Source organism: Bacillus sp. 220_BSPC, assembly GCF_001054655.1.
Taxonomy (GTDB): domain Bacteria; phylum Bacillota; class Bacilli; order Bacillales; family DSM-1321; genus Peribacillus; species Peribacillus frigoritolerans.
Map to the genome: position 1 here is coordinate 1 of NZ_JVPL01000238.1, position 17,004 is coordinate 17,004.

Here is a 17,004-nt window from a genome sequence, read left to right on the forward strand (position 1 = left end):
CCGAATAACTGGCTAGCCGAGACCCCACAGGCGCTTGTGCCGAGGAGGCTCGGCAGTCAGTCGGCGGAAAGGGAGCGGATTTCTGGAATCAACTGGAATGAATTTTTAAGAAAAACCTTAGGCAAGACTCATCCCGAACCAAATTTAAGATCCTTGATGTTTTTTTACTGTAAACCTTAAAGGATGGAAGAAATATGCGACACTCCTGCCGAGATGCTGGCTAGTCGAGACCCCGCAGGCGCTTGCGTCAAGGAGGCTTGACAGACAGTCGGCGGAAAGGGAGCGGATTTCTGGAATCAAATGGTATGTCTTTTATTGTGCATATTCTGCAGGTAAATGAATATCTATAACTTCTTGGATGGTAGATTACTCCCTTATTGCGGATTCTTTCGAATTACCTTTTTCACTTTTGGAAATATATGTGCTAAAAGAATGGTTTTTCTTGTAAAAGGAGGAATTTGCTTTTTATTAAAGAAAATATATTAACATGATCTTGTTTATTGACAAGGATTGGGGGTAAATAAAAGTAACGAGATAATTAATTAATCATGAGGGCCGAATTGAGAGTTAAATGAGAATGGCAGCTATGTTTTTTCAATTAGAAAATGTGGTCTTAATGTATTACATAAAAAAATGAAATAGCTATAGTACAGCATGAACAGGAAGTTTTAAAGGATTTTTTCAAATATCAAAAAGGGTATTCATTTTAAAAAAATTAGTGTATAATAAGGAACATGAAATACTTATTTAAAATTATTTCAAATTAGAGTGGTACTTATGAATACTAATAGTAGATTTCCCCTCATAGATCACCGATTCTATATTTAGGGAGTGTGAGTAAGCATGGTAACATTATATACATCACCTAGTTGTACTTCATGCAGAAAAGCAAAAGCATGGTTAGAGGAACATGAGATTGGATATAAAGAAAGAAACATTTTTTCAGAACCGTTAACGATTGATGAGATTAAAGAAATTCTTCGAATGACAGAAGATGGAACCGATGAAATCATTTCAACACGGTCAAAAACTTTCCAAAAGTTAAACGTAAATTTAGAGAGCCTGCCTCTTCAAGAATTATATAAATTGATCAAGGAGAATCCTGGATTGTTGAGACGTCCAATTATCCTTGACGAGAAACGGCTTCAAGTTGGTTATAATGAAGATGAGATAAGACGATTTTTACCACGTAAAGTTCGTACCTTCCAATTACGGGAAGCACAACGTATGGTCAACTAATAAGGTCTTTCAAGCTCTGCCAGGAAATGTGCAGGGCTTTTTCTTTATACATATCCGATTTTCCGCTGATTTTTTTAACTTAATGACGGGGAACATAACAGGATTGATAGGCGACAGCGGTCGTTTCTTAGCTGCAACAGGTCCCTTGAACCGGTCATCATTTAAAGAAAAAATAAGAATGCAGCTCATCATGCCATGTATATAATATGACATTGACGGCAGTAAGAGTGAAATTTAATAAAGCATTATGATAGTTGCATGCGGATGTATTTTTTTATAGAATGAATGGAATATTAGGCAAACAATTGTTTTTTAGATAAGTAATGTTTTTTATTTCCCTTCTTCAAGGTTTTGTCATAAAATGATGTAAAATAGTCTGTTTTAATGACTATCATGATTTACAGTATTCACTTACGGGTAAAGAGCTTTTAAGAGCAATTTTCGCTTGGGGGTTATTATCCCTTCAAAATGAGAAAGGAAGGGAGAGGGGAATCATGGAAATCGAACGCATTAATGACGATACAGTAAAATTTTATATTTCCTATATAGATATTGAGGAAAGAGGCTTTGATCGCGAAGAAATTTGGTACAGCCGCGAGCGAAGTGAGGAACTTTTTTGGGAAATGATGGATGAAGTGCATCAGGAAGAAGAATTCATGATTGAAGGACCTTTATGGATTCAAGTTCAAGCCCTTGAAAAAGGCTTGGAAGTTTTGGTCACAAAAGCCCAGCTTGCCAAAGATGGTCAGAAACTCGAGCTGCCTCTTTCAGATGATAAGTTAAGGGATTTGAATGTATCAGACAAGATGGATACGCTTCTTGATCAACATTTTCATGGTAAAGATGAAGAAAGCGGAATGACATTCGAAGATGGTATGATTGAATTCATCACGACTTTCGAGGATTTCGAAGATGTCATTTCATTAAGCAAACGTCATGGCTTGGATGATTGGACGACTAAACTTTATGTTTATCAGAATAAATATTATCTTTATATCGAATTTTCCGAAGCGGAGATTGATGAGGAAGAAATCGATAATGTTCTAAGTCTTTTATTGGAATATAGCCAGGAGTCGCCTATAACGGTGCACATGCTTGAAGAGTACGGAAAGATAGTTATCGAAAATGATGTATTCACAACGGTCGATAAATATTTCGCATAGACTGTTGAGGCCGATTTCAGTAGAAATCGGCCTTTTCGTCTAAGGGGGTTTTTTTAATGTTCCTGTGTTTGTTAATTGGAGGGAGTCTAGGTGAAGAATATAGTTGGCATCGGTCTGCTTATTCTCATGTTGGTCAGCACTTTGCATTTTCTATTAAATGGCGTTGATGGCGGGCTGATTTTTTATTCTAGCCTTATTTTGACCCTTTTCTTGGTGATAATTGGATTCAACATTTTCCTGGAAAATCGAGATCCCATCCAGACCATAACATGGCTTGTTATTTTTTGCGCTTTCCCATTCATCGGTTTCATTTTTTACTTTTTATTTGGCCGTAATTTTCGGAAAGAAAGGATATTTCGCAAGAAGTACTTTTTGGATAAACAGACTTTCGTGAAAATAAGCGGCGAAGCGGGATATAATGAACGAATTAAGGAAATGGGCGATCACCCACAGCAGTTAATCACTCTTGCAAATAGGCTGGGGAATAGTCCTGTATCATTTACGACCGAAACCAGGGTTTTACGGAATGGTGAGGAGACATTTTCCAATATCATCGAAGAATTAAAAAAAGCAAGACATCATATTCATTTAGAATATTTTATTGTTAGGGATGACCGCATTGGCGGACTGCTAAAAGACATCTTGATACAAAAAGTAAAAGAAGGGGTAAAGGTCCGTTTTCTCTATGATGCGGTTGGTTCCTGGAAGTTAGCTCGATCTTATATCGATGAACTGAAGAATGCGGGAGCCGAAATGGTGGCCTTTGGTCCGTTGCATCTCCCTTTATTAAATAATAAATTCAACTTTCGCAACCATCGTAAAATAATTGTGATAGATGGCTCTGTCGGTTTCACCGGCGGCCTCAATATAGGGGATGAATATTTGGGACAAGACCAGAAATTCGGTTCTTGGCGGGATACGCATCTCATCATAAAGGGGGAAGCGGTCAGAACGTTACAGCTCATATTTCTGCAGGATTGGTATTATAGCACCAACAATAGTTTTTTAAGTGATGAATACCTCATGACTGGAATGCCGAACCATCACGGACATGGCGGAGTTCAATTGATTGGCGGCGGGCCGGATAGTGAATGGACGATCATTAAAAGCATTTTTTTTAAGATGATCACTTCAGCAGAAAAGTCCGTCTGGATTGCCTCCCCGTATTTCGTTCCTGATGACAATATCTTACAAGCATTGAAGGTGGCTGCTTTAAGTGGTTTGGATGTCAGGCTTCTCGTCCCGAAGAACCCCGATAAACGTATCGTATTTCATGCTTCGAGAACTTATTTTCCCGAATTGCTTGCTTCTGGAGTTCGTATATTTCAATATAATGAAGGCTTCATGCATAGTAAAATCATCATAGTGGATGACCAAATGGCATCAATTGGGACAACCAATATCGATATGAGAAGCTTTCACCTGAATTTCGAAGTCAATGCATTTCTTTACCGGACGGAAAGTGCTCAGCAGCTGGTGAATGATTACATGGAAGATATAAAGGTATCCAAGGAAGTGGAGATTGATGAGTTTTCCAAACGTAATTTCGGTTTGAAATTATTGGAGTCCACTTGCCGATTGCTTTCACCCCTTCTTTAATTGTAACTCTCTTTTATGCCGATCAGGCATTTTTTTTTTTGCACATTAAAAGGAATCCTAAGCGAACCAGGCGAATGTAGTGGATGAGGAGGAGATGTATGCTAACTGCGATAAATAAAGATGGGACTTGGATTACCCTCCCTGAAAAGATACCGGCAAACATGATTGATGACTGGAGAAAGTCAGCAGATTATTACTGCCCATGCTGCAAGATGGAATTGACCATCAAAGCGGGAAGTGTAAGGGTTCCGCATTTCGCCCATAAAAATAGTTCTTCATGCCGTGCTTCTTCAGAACCGGAATCCGCCTATCATTTAATGGGAAAAAGAAAATTGTTTCAGTGGTTTTTATCACATGGTTATCATGTGGATCTAGAAGCCTACCTTCCCGAAATTAAGAAAAGGACTGATATTTTAGTGAGGATAGGAGGTAATCGTTATGCGATAGAATTTCAATGCTCAGTTATCCCCGAGGCGGAATTCATGGAAAGGTCAAGAGCCTATCAAAGCATAGGCATTAAACCAATCTGGATCCTCGCTGCAAAAAGCTTAAAAAGGAAAAGCTTTTATGAATTCAGTATATCCCGCTTCCAATGGCTCTTCGTCACCGGCAGCTGTCATCATCCGTTTCTTTGGATGTATTGCCCGGAAACTGATCATTTATCAGTATTGAAGAACCTCACTCCTTTTACCCCTAGAACCGTCTTTGCCGAATTGACAACAGCTTCTCTAAAGCTCCTTCCCCCTAGTCGGGCAGTGCCCCAAAACTGCCTTCGTTTCCCTTTTCTGCCTGTATGGAGATATAAACGAAATGGCTGGTCCCTCCATCGAGTGAAAACAGCACGCAGATGCGATCCTGTTTTCGAAGCCCTATATTTACATCATATTTCACCTGCGACACTTCCAATTGAAGTGGGTGTTCCCGTCAGAGGGATGCTGTTGATCGAAACTGCCTCGATCGAATGGCAGGCATGGTTATACATGGATGTGTTTCAAGAGAAAAGAACAGGGGAAAAGATTTATATGGCTGATATTATCCGCATTTTTAGAAAGCGTTCAAAAAAAGGGGAAATTAAGTTCCGACCGTTGCCATTGCTTCATGAAAAAACCATCGAGTATCCTTTAGATCAATATATCATGCTTTTGGAGCAATTGGGTTATCTAACAAAGCTGGAAGAAGGGGTTTTTAAAGTTGAAAAGGAATTTACCCTTCCCTTCACCAGTGATCAAGCTCAAATTTTGGAAAAAGATTTCTATGATAAGCATAAATTGATGATGGAAAAGGGGAATATCCAGTATAATCAGTGATAACATCTCAATTTATCTTGAATTCAGATGAAATGGCAGGATTATTTTTGTAAATGGAGAAATAGTAATAAGAACTGGGAATTAAACAAAATGAAGCATTGTAGTTTCAATCCGGTTTAATGAGTTAGCCCAATGGCAAGTTTCTATAGAATGGGGAGGAATTTTTATGGCACAGGAAACAAAAACGAATACATTACCTTCAAGAAGTGAAATAGCTCCTGAAGATACGTGGAGACTGGAAGATATCTTCGCAACCGAGGAAGATTGGGAAGCTGCCTTCAAAGCGGTAAAGGAAGACCTCAAGAAAGCGGAGGCACATAAAGGGACATTGGGAGAAAGCGCAGAAAAGTTATTTGCGGCCCTCCAACTTCAAGATGAGGTTTTCGAGAAGCTAGGGAAAGTTTATTCTTATTCACATATGCGCAATGATCAAGATACAACCAATCCATTTTATCAAGGGATGGAGGACCGGGCAAAAGCTTTATACGCACAGGCAGCGGCTGCGTTTTCATATATGGTTCCTGAACTATTGAGTATTGACGAAAGTAAAGTTGAAGGGTTTTTGGAAGAAAAAGAGGAATTGAAATTATATAAACATTCTTTAGAGGAAATTAATCTTCAGAGACCCCATATCCTATCAGCAGAGCAGGAAGAACTATTGGCGAAGGCATCAGAAGTACTCGATGCATCGGGCAATACTTTCGGTATGCTTAACAATGCCGATCTGAAATTCCCGACCATCAAGGATGAAGAGGGAAATGAAGTGGAAATTACTCACGGAAGGTATATCAGATTTCTTGAGAGTGAAGATCGCCGTGTACGTGAGGAGGCATTTAAAGGGGTATACAGCAAGTATGGGGAGTTCCGTAATACATTTGCTTCAACCCTGTCAGGTGAGGTGAAAAACCACAATTTCAATGCCACGGTTCGAAAATATGATTCAGCACGCCAAGCGGCGTTAAGTAATAATAACATTCCGGAGACCGTTTACGATAATCTCGTTAAAACGGTCAACGACAACTTGCCATTACTGCACCGTTATCTTGATTTACGTAAAAAGGTACTGAAATTAGATGAACTTCATATGTATGATCTATTCACTCCTCTTGTTAAAGAAGTGAAGATGGAAGTGACATATGACGAGGCCAAAGATTATGTCCTTAAAGGTCTTGCTCCGCTAGGGGAGGACTATTTGAACGTTTTGAAAGAGGGGTTTGAAAACCGTTGGGTCGATGTGCATGAGAACAAAGGGAAACGAAGCGGTGCCTATTCTTCGGGTACATACGGGACGAACCCTTATATTCTAATGAACTGGCAAAATAACGTCAATAACTTATTCACGCTCGTTCATGAGTTTGGGCATTCGGTCCATAGCTACTATACACGTAAACATCAGCCATATCCATACGGGAATTATTCAATATTTGTAGCGGAAGTTGCATCGACTTGTAATGAAAACCTGTTGAATGATTATTTACTGAATTCGATCGAAGATGAAAAGAAACGCATCTATTTACTGAACCATTACCTGGAAGGTTTCCGTGGCACATTGTTCCGACAAACGATGTTTGCAGAGTTTGAACATACCATTCATTTAAAAGCTCAAAACGGGGAAGCGTTGACGGCGGATATGCTTACTAAGGAATATTATGAGCTGAACAAGAAATACTTTGGCGAGAACGTGACCATTGATGAAGAAATCGGTTTGGAATGGGCTCGTATTCCACACTTCTACTATAATTACTATGTTTATCAATATGCAACTGGAATCAGTGCAGCAACAGCATTGAGCAAGCAAATCCTTGAAGAAGGAGAGCCTGCTGTCAAAAGGTATCTGGAGTTCTTGAAATCAGGAAGTTCCGATTATCCGATTGAAGTACTCAAAAAGGCTGGCGTCGATATGACAAAAGCCGAGCCTGTACAAGAAGCCATGAATGTATTCGAAGAAAAATTAAATGAGTTGGAAGATCTTTTGAATAAATAGGATGTTGAAAGGACCCGAACACTTCGGGTCCTTTTCATCTTTATCTGGATGTCCGTCATAATCCTTTAAAACGGTTTCTCTGATTTAAGCTATGAAGAATTATGAACAAAACAAAAAATAAAATAGGGGAGGTAAAATACAGAGGAATGAGGTCCATGATACCGAGTAGCTGGACAAATAGCGACCCTATCAAGAGTATGAGTAGAATAAAGCCTTTCAATTTGGTCACCTCCAACCTGGTAGCAGTAAAAACTCATCTGCTCATTATTAGATAGTATGTTTTAGAATAAGCAGTATTCTAAGAATATGACAATAATGTGAAGTCGCGCACAAAGTTCTTGCAAATAAGGTGTGTAATCTGCTATAGTACAGATATAGAAGTTATCACATCCCAAACATATACCCCTTTGTTTGTTCGTCGTGAAATTTCTCCCATCCCCTTAATCGTATAAATAGGTGAAAACCCCAGCAAATTTCGTGATTTGCCGGGGTTTTTCATGTGCATGAAATATAATGGCACCGGTAGTAATAAAAGTTGAATGTAAGCTGAATTAATAAAAAGAAATGTTTAGTTATTATTGTGACGCATTTCACAAATAGACTCAATCCCATACTAAATCAGCTATCAAAACACGTATGGCCTAAAAATTAAAACCGTCTCTTATTTAGCTATATATACCAGAAAGGATAATAAAAGACGAAAAATATATATTGTGAACAATTTGTGAAAAGTTACACATATGGTTGAAACATAAATGGGTTATCTGTTATATTATATATTGTGAAGTGAATCACAAACAAACTTATACCCCTTTGTTTGATCGTGAAAAATTTCTCCCATCCCCTTATTTCTTATAATAAAAAACCATGCAATCTTTTGATTTGCATGGTTTTTCCTTTTTAATATATAACAAACAAAGAAGCAGTCAAATTCATGACTGCTTCTTTGTGTATCTCCAGAACGTTCCGTATTTAGCAGGAATTTTCTCTGCCAACTGTTTTAAAACAAGCTTTTTCATTTCCAACTCGACGGTATTCTTACTCATATTATAAACCGTTTCAATCTCCTTTGTGGCCACTAGTTTGAAACAGCTAAGAAATTCTTCGAGAGAGGGAGGGGGTGCGGGGGCTGGAAGACCATTCAGCATATCTTCTAAAATTTGAACATATACCTCGTAGGAATAGACACCTGAAACCTTTATTCCCTCTTCTTCAATATTTTGATTGAAAAAGACAAGGGAAGGTATTTCAGTCACTTCCATTTCACTTGTGATTTTCATGTCACATTGAAAGCCTTTGGCTGCACTGGAAGAATTGATGTCATAAAGGAATTCCTCCACATCCAAACCGACCATTTTGGCACATTCGGTCAAGACCTCGATATTGGATATATCCTTTTTACCTATGAATACATATTCTTGAAGCTGCCTTAAAAAGCGAATGGCCAATTTACGGCCCTGCAATTCCGCTGCCTTTATTGCGATGGAAGCTGTATATGGAGAAGAGATTGGGTTTTCAGACCAAAGGCTCCCGTCGCAGGACATTCCCGAGCGGCTGGCTGTCTTTTCCCAAACTTGAGCAAGGTTTTCATAATTTTTATTTTTCCCCATATTAAGAGTATCGATTTTACCGCTTAAAACATGGCGTAAACTGAACAATTGGCCATATTCTATCTGTAATTTCCTAATAATTGGTTCTAAGCCCCAGCACTCGGGACAAAGCGGATCAACAAAAACATAAATTTCAATTGGCTTTTTTCCTATATCATAGCAATGCTGCGTCTTGATCCAATCGGAAATATTGAAAACTGGTTTTTGTGCGCTCAACTGCCTTCTCCTTTCCCGTCAGTTCCGGATGTATTGATCATATGCTGTGCCGTCAAATAGAGGCGGTGATAGAAAAACTCCCTAATCTCACCTTCAAGGCCAACTTCGTCCATGGCTTGATACATGCATGAGAGCCATGCTTTCGCACGTTCTGGTGTGATTTCAAAAGGTATATGTCGAGCCCGCAACATAGGATGGCCATGCTCTTCGGTATATAAAGAGGGACCGCCTAAATATTGAGTCATAAATTGTTTTTGCTTACGGACCGTTTCAGTTAAATCGTCAGGGAATATTGGCTGCAGATCCGGGTGTTGACTAACGTTGGAGTAAAACACATCAATTAATTTGTGTAATTGCCCTTCTCCAATTAATTCATATGGTGTAGGGTTCCCTTGCATCATGTTGATTACTCCTTTTAAAGAAAGATGGTTGATATTTATTCATATTTTATCAATGACGTACTGATATAACAAATATATAGCTTAAAGAAAATTTTACATCTGTAGTATGACACAGGGAAATGAACGAAGATGACAGCATTTGAGGAGCTTTACCATTTGTTCAGGGTGCGTGGAAGAAGCATATATAGACATGAAAAAACTGACCCATCATAAATAAACAGGGTCAGCTTGCTTTAGCTTGAAAATGTGCCATAAACTTTTTGGACATAGTTCTGAGTTTCTTTAAAAGGAGGGATGCCGTTATATTTATCGACATTTCCTGGCCCGGCATTATAAGCAGCAAGGGCAACCTGAATGTCCCCGTCATAACGTGCCATCATTTGACTTAAATATTTACTCCCGCCCATGATGTTTTGTTCTGGATCGGTTGCATCATCCACCCCAAGGCTTTTTGCAGTTGCTGGCATTAACTGCATAAGGCCTGTTGCACCCGCATAACTGGTGGCTTCAGGGTTGAAGTTCGATTCTTGTTTAATGACAGACTTAATCAGTTTTTCCGGGAGATTATATAAACTTGCCGCCTGGCTGATGATATGATCATAGTTTGTTGCGTTTTCGCTGCTCTGATTGTTAGCGTGGGCAGTGGAAATCGGGTTGATGTTCATGGATGTCAGGCCGATGGGTTGAAGAAAGGACTTCTTCGCTTCCGTTTCCACATTGGATAATAAGGAACCCAATGTCTGCGAAGTGCCTTCTAGAGCATCACCCGAAACCAATGCCGAGAGCATGTCCTGGAAAAGGGATCGAGATGAATTTGTATTTTTGATGTTGCCGTTCGTGAATTGCTGGATTGCCTGCAATTTCATAAACGTTTTGAAATCTTGGATTTTCAAACTCTCCACCTCCGAATGGGTTCAAACAGGATTATTTTTGGAATTTGGCACGATAAAACCTCTTAACCTTATTTTCGGTTTCCCTTACCGGAATTTGAAGGGTTTCAAGGAGGGTCAGGAAGTTTTTTTTCCCGGCTTTTGCATCCGACACTTCATATTCAAGCTCAAAGTCTTCTTGGTTCAAATACGAACTATGGTCTAAAACGAGCAGGCCCTCTTTGTAAGGAAATTCAAAACGGTCTGTCTGTAGTGTCCCAAAGCAGGTAAATTCTTTTGGATCAATTCCGCACTCGAGGATAAGATGTCGGATCTCGCCATCAGGGAATATGTTATGTTTCAGGAAGCCATATGCGGTTTCTTCAGGAATATCTTGATTCGTTTCCAATAATCCTTCTGTAGCGGGCTGTTTTAAAGTCAGCTCGTATCGCCCATTTTTCTCCCTGATCCTAAGTGCAGAGTCTTGCTGTTTCAAAGAGAATCCAAGTGTATCGAAGTAATGGTTTTTCTGTGTTTTAAAGTTCGATGCCCCGACATGAAAGTATTCGATCAGTTGACGAAATTCTTTTTCGCTTAAGAGGTTTTTAAATTCAATTTCAATATGCTGGTTCATGTGTCCCATCCTTTCACGCTGATTCTTAGGTTAATCATATAAGAACCATTCCAGCTGTCAAATTGAATTCAATAATTTTTTGCTATTGTACTTGAATTTTTAGGAATCAATTGCAGGATATGATAAAATATAAACGTTGAGCACGAGAATTGGTCAATCGTATATATAGAAATTTAATACATATTCTTTGCTAGAGAAAGATTTAATAGGATCCTGTGGTGAATTGGCATAAAGTCATTTGGCTGCTGGGTTTAGGAGAGCGTTCTGCCCATACCAGAGTTGAACAGGCGCTTTTTAGATAGATATAGGTGGTGTGGCAATGGAGAGTTGGGACGATTTCTTGGCGCCTTATACTCAGGCTGTCGAAGAATTGAAGGTTAAGCTAAAGGGTTTACGGAAACAGTTTGAGAGAGAGAATATTCACTCACCTATCGAATTTGTAACAGGCAGGGTAAAGCCGATTGTCAGCATATTGGATAAGGCGAGCCTAAAGGACATTCCCATTGATAAATTGGGAACTGAGATCCAGGATATTGCAGGGCTTCGCATGATGTGCCAGTTCGTGGATGATATCGAACAGGTGGTTGAACTTTTACGAGGTCGAAATGACTTCGAAATAGTCGAGGAGAGGAATTATATCTCCCATAAAAAAGCTAGCGGCTATCGTTCTTATCATGTTGTAATCCGCTATCCGGTCCAGACGATACATGGTGAAAAGAATATCCTTGCCGAAATTCAAATCAGGACTCTTGCGATGAATTTTTGGGCGACGATTGAACATTCTTTAAATTATAAATATAAAGGCATTTTCCCGGAGGATATTCAACTGCGACTCAAACGTGCAGCTGAAGCTGCCTTCCTGCTTGATGCAGAGATGTCGCAAATCCGTACGGAAATCCAGGAAGCACAGCGTCTTTTTTCCCGGAAGAAAGATTCTTGAACAAATAAATGGGTAAACGAGAAGAAATCTAAATTGAAGGTGGGATTACATGAAATTTGCGATTACGTCAAAAGGAGATGCGAAATCGAATACTTTAATGCAAAGGATGCGAACGTATCTTCAGGACTTTCATTTGGAATATGACGAAGATCAGCCGGATATTGTCATTTCTGTCGGTGGTGATGGCACTTTATTATATGCTTTTCACCGTTATAAGAATCGATTGGATAAAACCGCCTTTGTTGGAGTACATACAGGACATCTTGGGTTTTATGCAGATTGGACCCCTGATGAAATCGAAAAATTGGTGATAGCTTTAGCCAAAACCCCATTTCAAATAGTGGAATATCCACTGCTCGAAACGATTGTCCGTTATCAGCATGGAGGACGGGAAAACAGATTTTTGGCTTTGAATGAATCGACAGTCAAAAGTGTTGAAGGGACGCTCGTAATGGACGTTGAAATACGCGGCCAGCATTTCGAGACGTTCCGTGGAGATGGTTTATGCATTGCGACGCCATCTGGAAGCACGGCGTATAATAAGGCGCTTGGCGGGGCCATCGTCCATCCATCAATCGATGCCATCCAGATTACCGAATTGGCATCCATTAATAACCGGGTGTTTAGAACGGTAGGATCTCCACTTCTGCTGCCGGCACATCATACATGTATGTTCAGGCCGGTCAATGCGGTCAATTTTCAAATTACGGTCGACCATTTGTCCTTGCTTCAGGAAAATGTAAAGTCGATACAGTGTCGGGTGGCAGATGAAAAGATCCGATTTGCCAGATTCCGCCCTTTTCCTTTCTGGAAAAGAGTGCATGATTCATTTATTGCTAATTAAGGAGATAGACACACCTCATGTCAAATCAAAACTTTTCTTTGACCTGGTCGGTAACTGAAGAGGATTCTGGCTCTTTATTGCGAGAGTTTCTCAGCAAATGCGATATTTCAAAACGAGCATTAACGGATATTAAGTTTAAAGGTGGATATATCCGGTTGAACGGCGAAGAAGTAACCGTAAGGGAACGGATTGAAACAGGTGACACCGTCACCGTCATATTCCCGCCGGAGCAGGCAAGCGAAGGCCTTTTACCGGAACCGATCCCCCTGAATGTCAGGTATGAAGATGAGTTTGTATTGGTGGTGGCCAAGCCCCCTTTCATGAATACCATTCCTTCCCGCGAGCATCCCAACGGCAGTCTGGCGAATGGCTTGGCGGGTTATTATAGGAAGACGGGAGTACAGGCGACGATCCATATAGTTACACGTCTTGACCGGGACACATCAGGTCTGGTTTTAATTGCCAAGCACCGGCATATCCATCACCTATTAAGTGAACAGCAAAAATCAGGACAGGTTAAACGGAGATACCAAGCCATAGCTGAGGGGATCGTTGAAGGACCTGTAGGAGAGATAGTGGCGCCAATCGGACGAAAATCGACCAGCATCATTGAACGGGAAGTTAGGGAGGATGGCCGGCATGCCTGTACCCTATTTAAGGTATTGGCACACACAGAGTCCCATACATTCCTTGATTTGGAACTCCAAACAGGGCGTACACATCAAATCAGGGTCCATATGGCGCATATTGGTCACCCGCTTGCTGGTGATGATTTATATGGAGGGAACAGGAGAGGTATACCTCGCCAAGCCCTGCATTGTTTTGAGTTGAAGTTTTTACATCCTTTCACAAAGAAGATGATGTTGTTTCAAGAAGAGTTGCCAGAAGATATGTCCCGTTTGCTCGATGGAAGTAAAGAATGGGATTCCTGATTTTTATAACGGGGCACATTAAAACGAATGATTCAAGATTTTGTAAAAAAACATAGACGCAAAAAAACTCACCAAGATGGCGAGTTTTTTTGGTTAATCAAAAGATGTCCTGAATTTTTCCGCTATATATGGCATCGTTGAAGGCACCTCTTGAAGATCCATTTCGGGATAACGGACAGCCGTCAGTTTTCCACCGAAGACGCAGCCTGTATCAATATTGTATGTATGATTGACTTGTCTAGCTTCAGGGACAGGTGTGTGGCCATATACGATCCAAGGTTCCCCTTTGTATGATTTGGCCCAGTCTTTCCTGACCGGAGACCCATCCGGATGTTTGGAGCCATTTATATCACCATAGAGGACAAAGGTTTTTACTTTACTGCTATATTGACCAATATAGTCACTGCGAATTCCTGCATGGGCAATGATCAATCGCCCTTCATCCATGATTTGATAAAGTGGGGAACGTTCATATAGATCCATGAATTTTTTTCGGATTTTCTTCTGCTCCCGACTGTTCAGTGATTCATATTCAGCTACAGTAGTTTCTAAACCGTGTGATATTTGTACTTTATTGCCTGAAAAATAACGATACAATTTATTGCAGTGGTTACCTGGGGCATACCTTGCTATATTTTGGTTAATGACTAATTCATGGACAACCTCGATTACCTGAAGGGAATTGGGGCCGCGATCGGTTAAATCCCCTACAAAGCCGAGAATCCTTCCAGAGGGATGTACAGGAACCCCAGTCTCCCATGTATAGCCCATTTTTTCGGTCAGCTGCCTGAATTCAGCGAAACATCCATGAATGTCCCCTATGATATCGATGTTCATTTGACACATCCTTTGTTTGTTTTGTATATGTTTATGGTATTAGTATAGTATTATTTAAAAAATAAAATATAAACGAGGAAATGAAAAAATATGTTTTAGGAGGTGTATGGTTATGGAGGAGATGAAGGACCGGGAGAGGGAACGGGAGAGTAGTCAAGTGAATAACGAGTTTTTGCTTGAAGCGCTTAAAACGGAAAATCTAGATCAGTTTCGTACGGAGTTCCTTGAAATGCACCCTTATGATCAGGCTCAATTTTATACAAGCTTGTCAGATGAATTCAGATCCGTCATTTACACATATTTGTCACCGGAAGAAATGGCGGACCTTTTTGAGAATATAGAAATAGATGAAGAGGATTACGAAAGCCTGTTGGCCGAAATGAATCCTTCTTACGCAGCTGATATGCTTTCCCATATGTATGCGGATGATGCTGCTGACGTCCTGAATGAAATCAATGATGAGCAGGCCGTCAGCTATTTGACCATCATGGATGATGAAGCGGCAAGCGAAATCCAGGAACTTCTGAATTATGAGGAATCTACGGCAGGAAGTATCATGACGACAGAGTTCATTGCCATTGAAGCAAATGAAACGGCTCGATCAGCCATGCAGATCTTAAAAAGGGAAGCTCCGGATGCGGAAACGATATATTATGTGTTCGTTACCGATCAGGATAAGAAGCTGCTTGGTGTTTTGTCGCTCAGGACTTTGATCATAGCAGATGAAGATGCTTTAATTGGTGATTTAATGGATGACAGGGTAGTTTCCGTACCTGTATCTGAAGACCAGGAAGAGGTGGCACGAAAAATAAGGGACTATAACTTCCTTGCCGTGCCGGTCGTCGATTTCCAAAACCATTTGTTAGGGATTATTACGGTTGATGATATCATTGATGTCATGGATGAAGAGGCATCGGATGATTATTCAAAACTCGCCGGTATATCTGATCTGGATCATGTTGATAAGAGTCCATTTTCAGCTGCAAAAAAACGGCTGCCATGGTTGGTCATCCTCTTGTTCTTAGGCTTGCTGACTGCGAGTTTGATCGGGCGATTCGAAGAGACACTAAGCCAAAAAGCGATTCTGGCTGTATTTATTCCATTGATTGGCGGCATGGCTGGAAATACAGGAACACAAGCATTGGCAGTAGCGGTCAGAGGAATCGCAACAGGTGAATTAGAACAGGAAAGCAAGTGGAAACTAGTCCTTCGAGAGGCTGGAACTGGCCTTATTATTGGTCTGACATGCGGAATTGCCATCATTTTCATCGTCTATTTTTGGCAAAAAGATTTAATGCTGGGTTTATTGGTCGGTATTTCAATTTTCATAACTCTGATCGTTGCCACACTTGCCGGTTCAATCGTCCCGCTTCTCATGCATAAAATGAAAATCGATCCAGCAGTAGCTTCAGGTCCTTTCATTACAACTATAAATGACCTTATCAGTATTCTTATTTATTTCGGATTAGCAACATTATTAATGGGCTATTTACTATAAGTCAAAGAAGGCCCTCCTGGAGGGTCATTCCCAGAGGACTTTAGAAAACGGTGTTTTTATCAAAGGAAATTTGATATACTGTCATTAGTAGCAGGTACTAATAACTTGTATTAAAAATAGGAGGTCACATACGATGACTTTTTCATTAGAGGGAAAAACGTTTGTCATAATGGGTGTTGCGAATAAAAGAAGTATTGCTTGGGGAGTTGCCCGTTCCTTACATAAAGCAGGTGCAAAGATGATTTTCACTTACGGAAAAGACCGTACGGAAAAAAGCGTTAGGGAACTATCTTCTACATTGGAAGGGGAGCCCTCCATCATTTTACAATGTGATGTAACGAAGGATGAAAGCATTGAAAAATGTTTTGCGACGATTAAGGAAGAAACAGGTATCATTCATGGCGTGGTACACAGTGTCGCATTCGCTAACAAGGAAGAACTGGACGGTGAGTTCGTCAACACGAGCCGTGAAGGGTTCTTGCTTGCCCATAATATCAGTTCATTTTCTTTAACGGCTGTAGCTAAAGCGGCGAAAGAAATCATGCCGGAAGGCGGCAGCATCGTCACAATGACGTATCTTGGCGGTGAGCGGGTCATGCCTAATTATAATGTAATGGGAGTGGCTAAGGCTTCACTTGAAGCCAATGTCCGTTACCTGTCAAGTGATCTTGGCAAAGATAACATTCGAGTGAATGCTATTTCAGCGGGACCTATCCGTACCCTATCCGCAAAAGGTGTTCGCGACTTCAATACCATTTTAAAGAAGATTGAAGAAGAAGCACCGCTTCGTCGTACAACGACTCCAGAAGAAGTAGGGGATACGGCAGTATTTTTATTAAGTGACATGTCCCGCGGGATTACCGGGGAAAATATCCATGTGGATTCTGGTTACCATATAATCGGATGACAGTAAAAGAAGGGGACCGATATC

At 40.4% G+C, this 17,004-nt stretch carries 16 protein-coding genes; 11 read left to right on the forward strand and 5 right to left on the reverse strand.

What is annotated here, in order from left to right:
• From ADA55_RS30680 to pepF, 6 genes are all read left to right on the forward strand, one after another.
• Positions 1–180, forward strand: a 180-nt coding sequence (locus ADA55_RS30680; protein ID WP_048686542.1) for a hypothetical protein, incomplete at its 5' end; no start/stop codon positions are given.
• Positions 181–843: 663 nt separating this feature from the next.
• Positions 844–1,239, forward strand: coding sequence for a transcriptional regulator SpxA (gene spxA, locus ADA55_RS18415; protein ID WP_034314502.1), 396 nt, complete (start codon positions 844–846; stop codon positions 1,237–1,239).
• A gap of 494 nt (positions 1,240–1,733) precedes the next feature.
• Complete coding sequence (mecA, locus tag ADA55_RS18420) at positions 1,734–2,402, forward strand: adaptor protein MecA (protein WP_034314498.1); 669 nt, start codon at positions 1,734–1,736, stop codon at positions 2,400–2,402.
• Between the two features lie 90 nt (positions 2,403–2,492).
• Positions 2,493–4,001, forward strand: coding sequence for a cardiolipin synthase (gene cls / locus ADA55_RS18425; RefSeq protein ID WP_048686546.1), 1,509 nt, complete (start codon positions 2,493–2,495; stop codon positions 3,999–4,001).
• 98 nt (positions 4,002–4,099) lie between these two features.
• Positions 4,100–5,308 carry a competence protein CoiA gene (locus ADA55_RS18430; protein ID WP_048686547.1) on the forward strand — a complete coding sequence of 403 codons (1,209 nt, stop codon included), beginning with the start codon at positions 4,100–4,102 and terminating at the stop codon, positions 5,306–5,308.
• A 166-nt stretch (positions 5,309–5,474) separates the two neighbouring features.
• On the forward strand, positions 5,475–7,292 hold the full coding sequence (gene pepF, locus ADA55_RS18435; RefSeq protein WP_048686548.1) for an oligoendopeptidase F: 1,818 nt from the start codon (positions 5,475–5,477) through the stop codon (positions 7,290–7,292).
• 932 nt (positions 7,293–8,224) lie between these two features.
• On the opposite strand, the gene ADA55_RS18445 is transcribed toward pepF, so the two are convergent.
• The 4 genes from ADA55_RS18445 to ADA55_RS18460 all read right to left on the reverse strand — a co-directional run bounded on the left by ADA55_RS18445 (position 8,225) and on the right by ADA55_RS18460 (position 11,022).
• Entirely contained in the window at positions 8,225–9,118 is an 894-nt protein-coding gene (locus tag ADA55_RS18445) for a ClpXP adapter SpxH family protein (RefSeq protein ID WP_053087428.1), read from the reverse strand.
• Positions 9,115–9,519 (reverse strand): globin, encoded by a 405-nt coding sequence (locus ADA55_RS18450; protein WP_048686552.1) that lies wholly within the window; start codon positions 9,517–9,519, stop codon positions 9,115–9,117. The genes ADA55_RS18445 and ADA55_RS18450 overlap by 4 nt, the downstream gene beginning before the upstream one ends.
• 233 nt (positions 9,520–9,752) lie before the next feature.
• Positions 9,753–10,421, reverse strand: coding sequence for a lytic transglycosylase domain-containing protein (locus tag ADA55_RS18455; RefSeq protein WP_375564131.1), 669 nt, complete (start codon positions 10,419–10,421; stop codon positions 9,753–9,755).
• 22 nt (positions 10,422–10,443) lie between these two features.
• Complete coding sequence (locus ADA55_RS18460) at positions 10,444–11,022, reverse strand: CYTH domain-containing protein (RefSeq protein ID WP_048686556.1); 579 nt, start codon at positions 11,020–11,022, stop codon at positions 10,444–10,446.
• A gap of 319 nt (positions 11,023–11,341) precedes the next feature.
• On the opposite strand from ADA55_RS18460, the gene ADA55_RS18465 reads away from it, so the two are divergent.
• Genes ADA55_RS18465 through ADA55_RS18475 form a run of 3 tightly spaced genes read left to right on the forward strand, consistent with a single transcriptional unit; the run spans position 11,342 to position 13,738 of the window.
• Complete coding sequence (locus ADA55_RS18465) at positions 11,342–11,962, forward strand: GTP pyrophosphokinase (protein WP_034314484.1); 621 nt, start codon at positions 11,342–11,344, stop codon at positions 11,960–11,962.
• 49 nt (positions 11,963–12,011) lie between these two features.
• Positions 12,012–12,806, forward strand: a complete 795-nt coding sequence (locus tag ADA55_RS18470; protein ID WP_034314482.1) for an NAD kinase — start codon at positions 12,012–12,014, stop codon at positions 12,804–12,806.
• Between the two features lie 17 nt (positions 12,807–12,823).
• Positions 12,824–13,738 (forward strand): RluA family pseudouridine synthase, encoded by a 915-nt coding sequence (locus ADA55_RS18475; protein ID WP_048686558.1) that lies wholly within the window; start codon positions 12,824–12,826, stop codon positions 13,736–13,738.
• 93 nt (positions 13,739–13,831) lie between these two features.
• Here ADA55_RS18475 and prpE read toward each other — a convergent pair whose 3' ends face one another.
• Positions 13,832–14,575: a bis(5'-nucleosyl)-tetraphosphatase PrpE gene (prpE, locus tag ADA55_RS18480; protein WP_048686560.1), complete on the reverse strand. Its 744-nt coding sequence runs from the start codon at positions 14,573–14,575 to the stop codon at positions 13,832–13,834.
• A gap of 121 nt (positions 14,576–14,696) precedes the next feature.
• On the opposite strand from prpE, the gene mgtE reads away from it, so the two are divergent.
• Together mgtE and fabI are read left to right on the forward strand one after the other, a co-directional pair.
• The gene (mgtE, locus tag ADA55_RS18485; RefSeq protein WP_048686610.1) at positions 14,697–16,073 is read left to right on the forward strand and encodes a magnesium transporter; all 1,377 of its coding nucleotides are present in this window, start codon (positions 14,697–14,699) and stop codon (positions 16,071–16,073) included.
• A 133-nt stretch (positions 16,074–16,206) separates the two neighbouring features.
• A complete protein-coding gene (fabI, locus tag ADA55_RS18490; RefSeq protein ID WP_034314473.1) occupies positions 16,207–16,980 on the forward strand; it encodes an enoyl-ACP reductase FabI in 774 nt (257 codons plus the stop codon).
• Positions 16,981–17,004 lie beyond the last annotated feature (24 nt).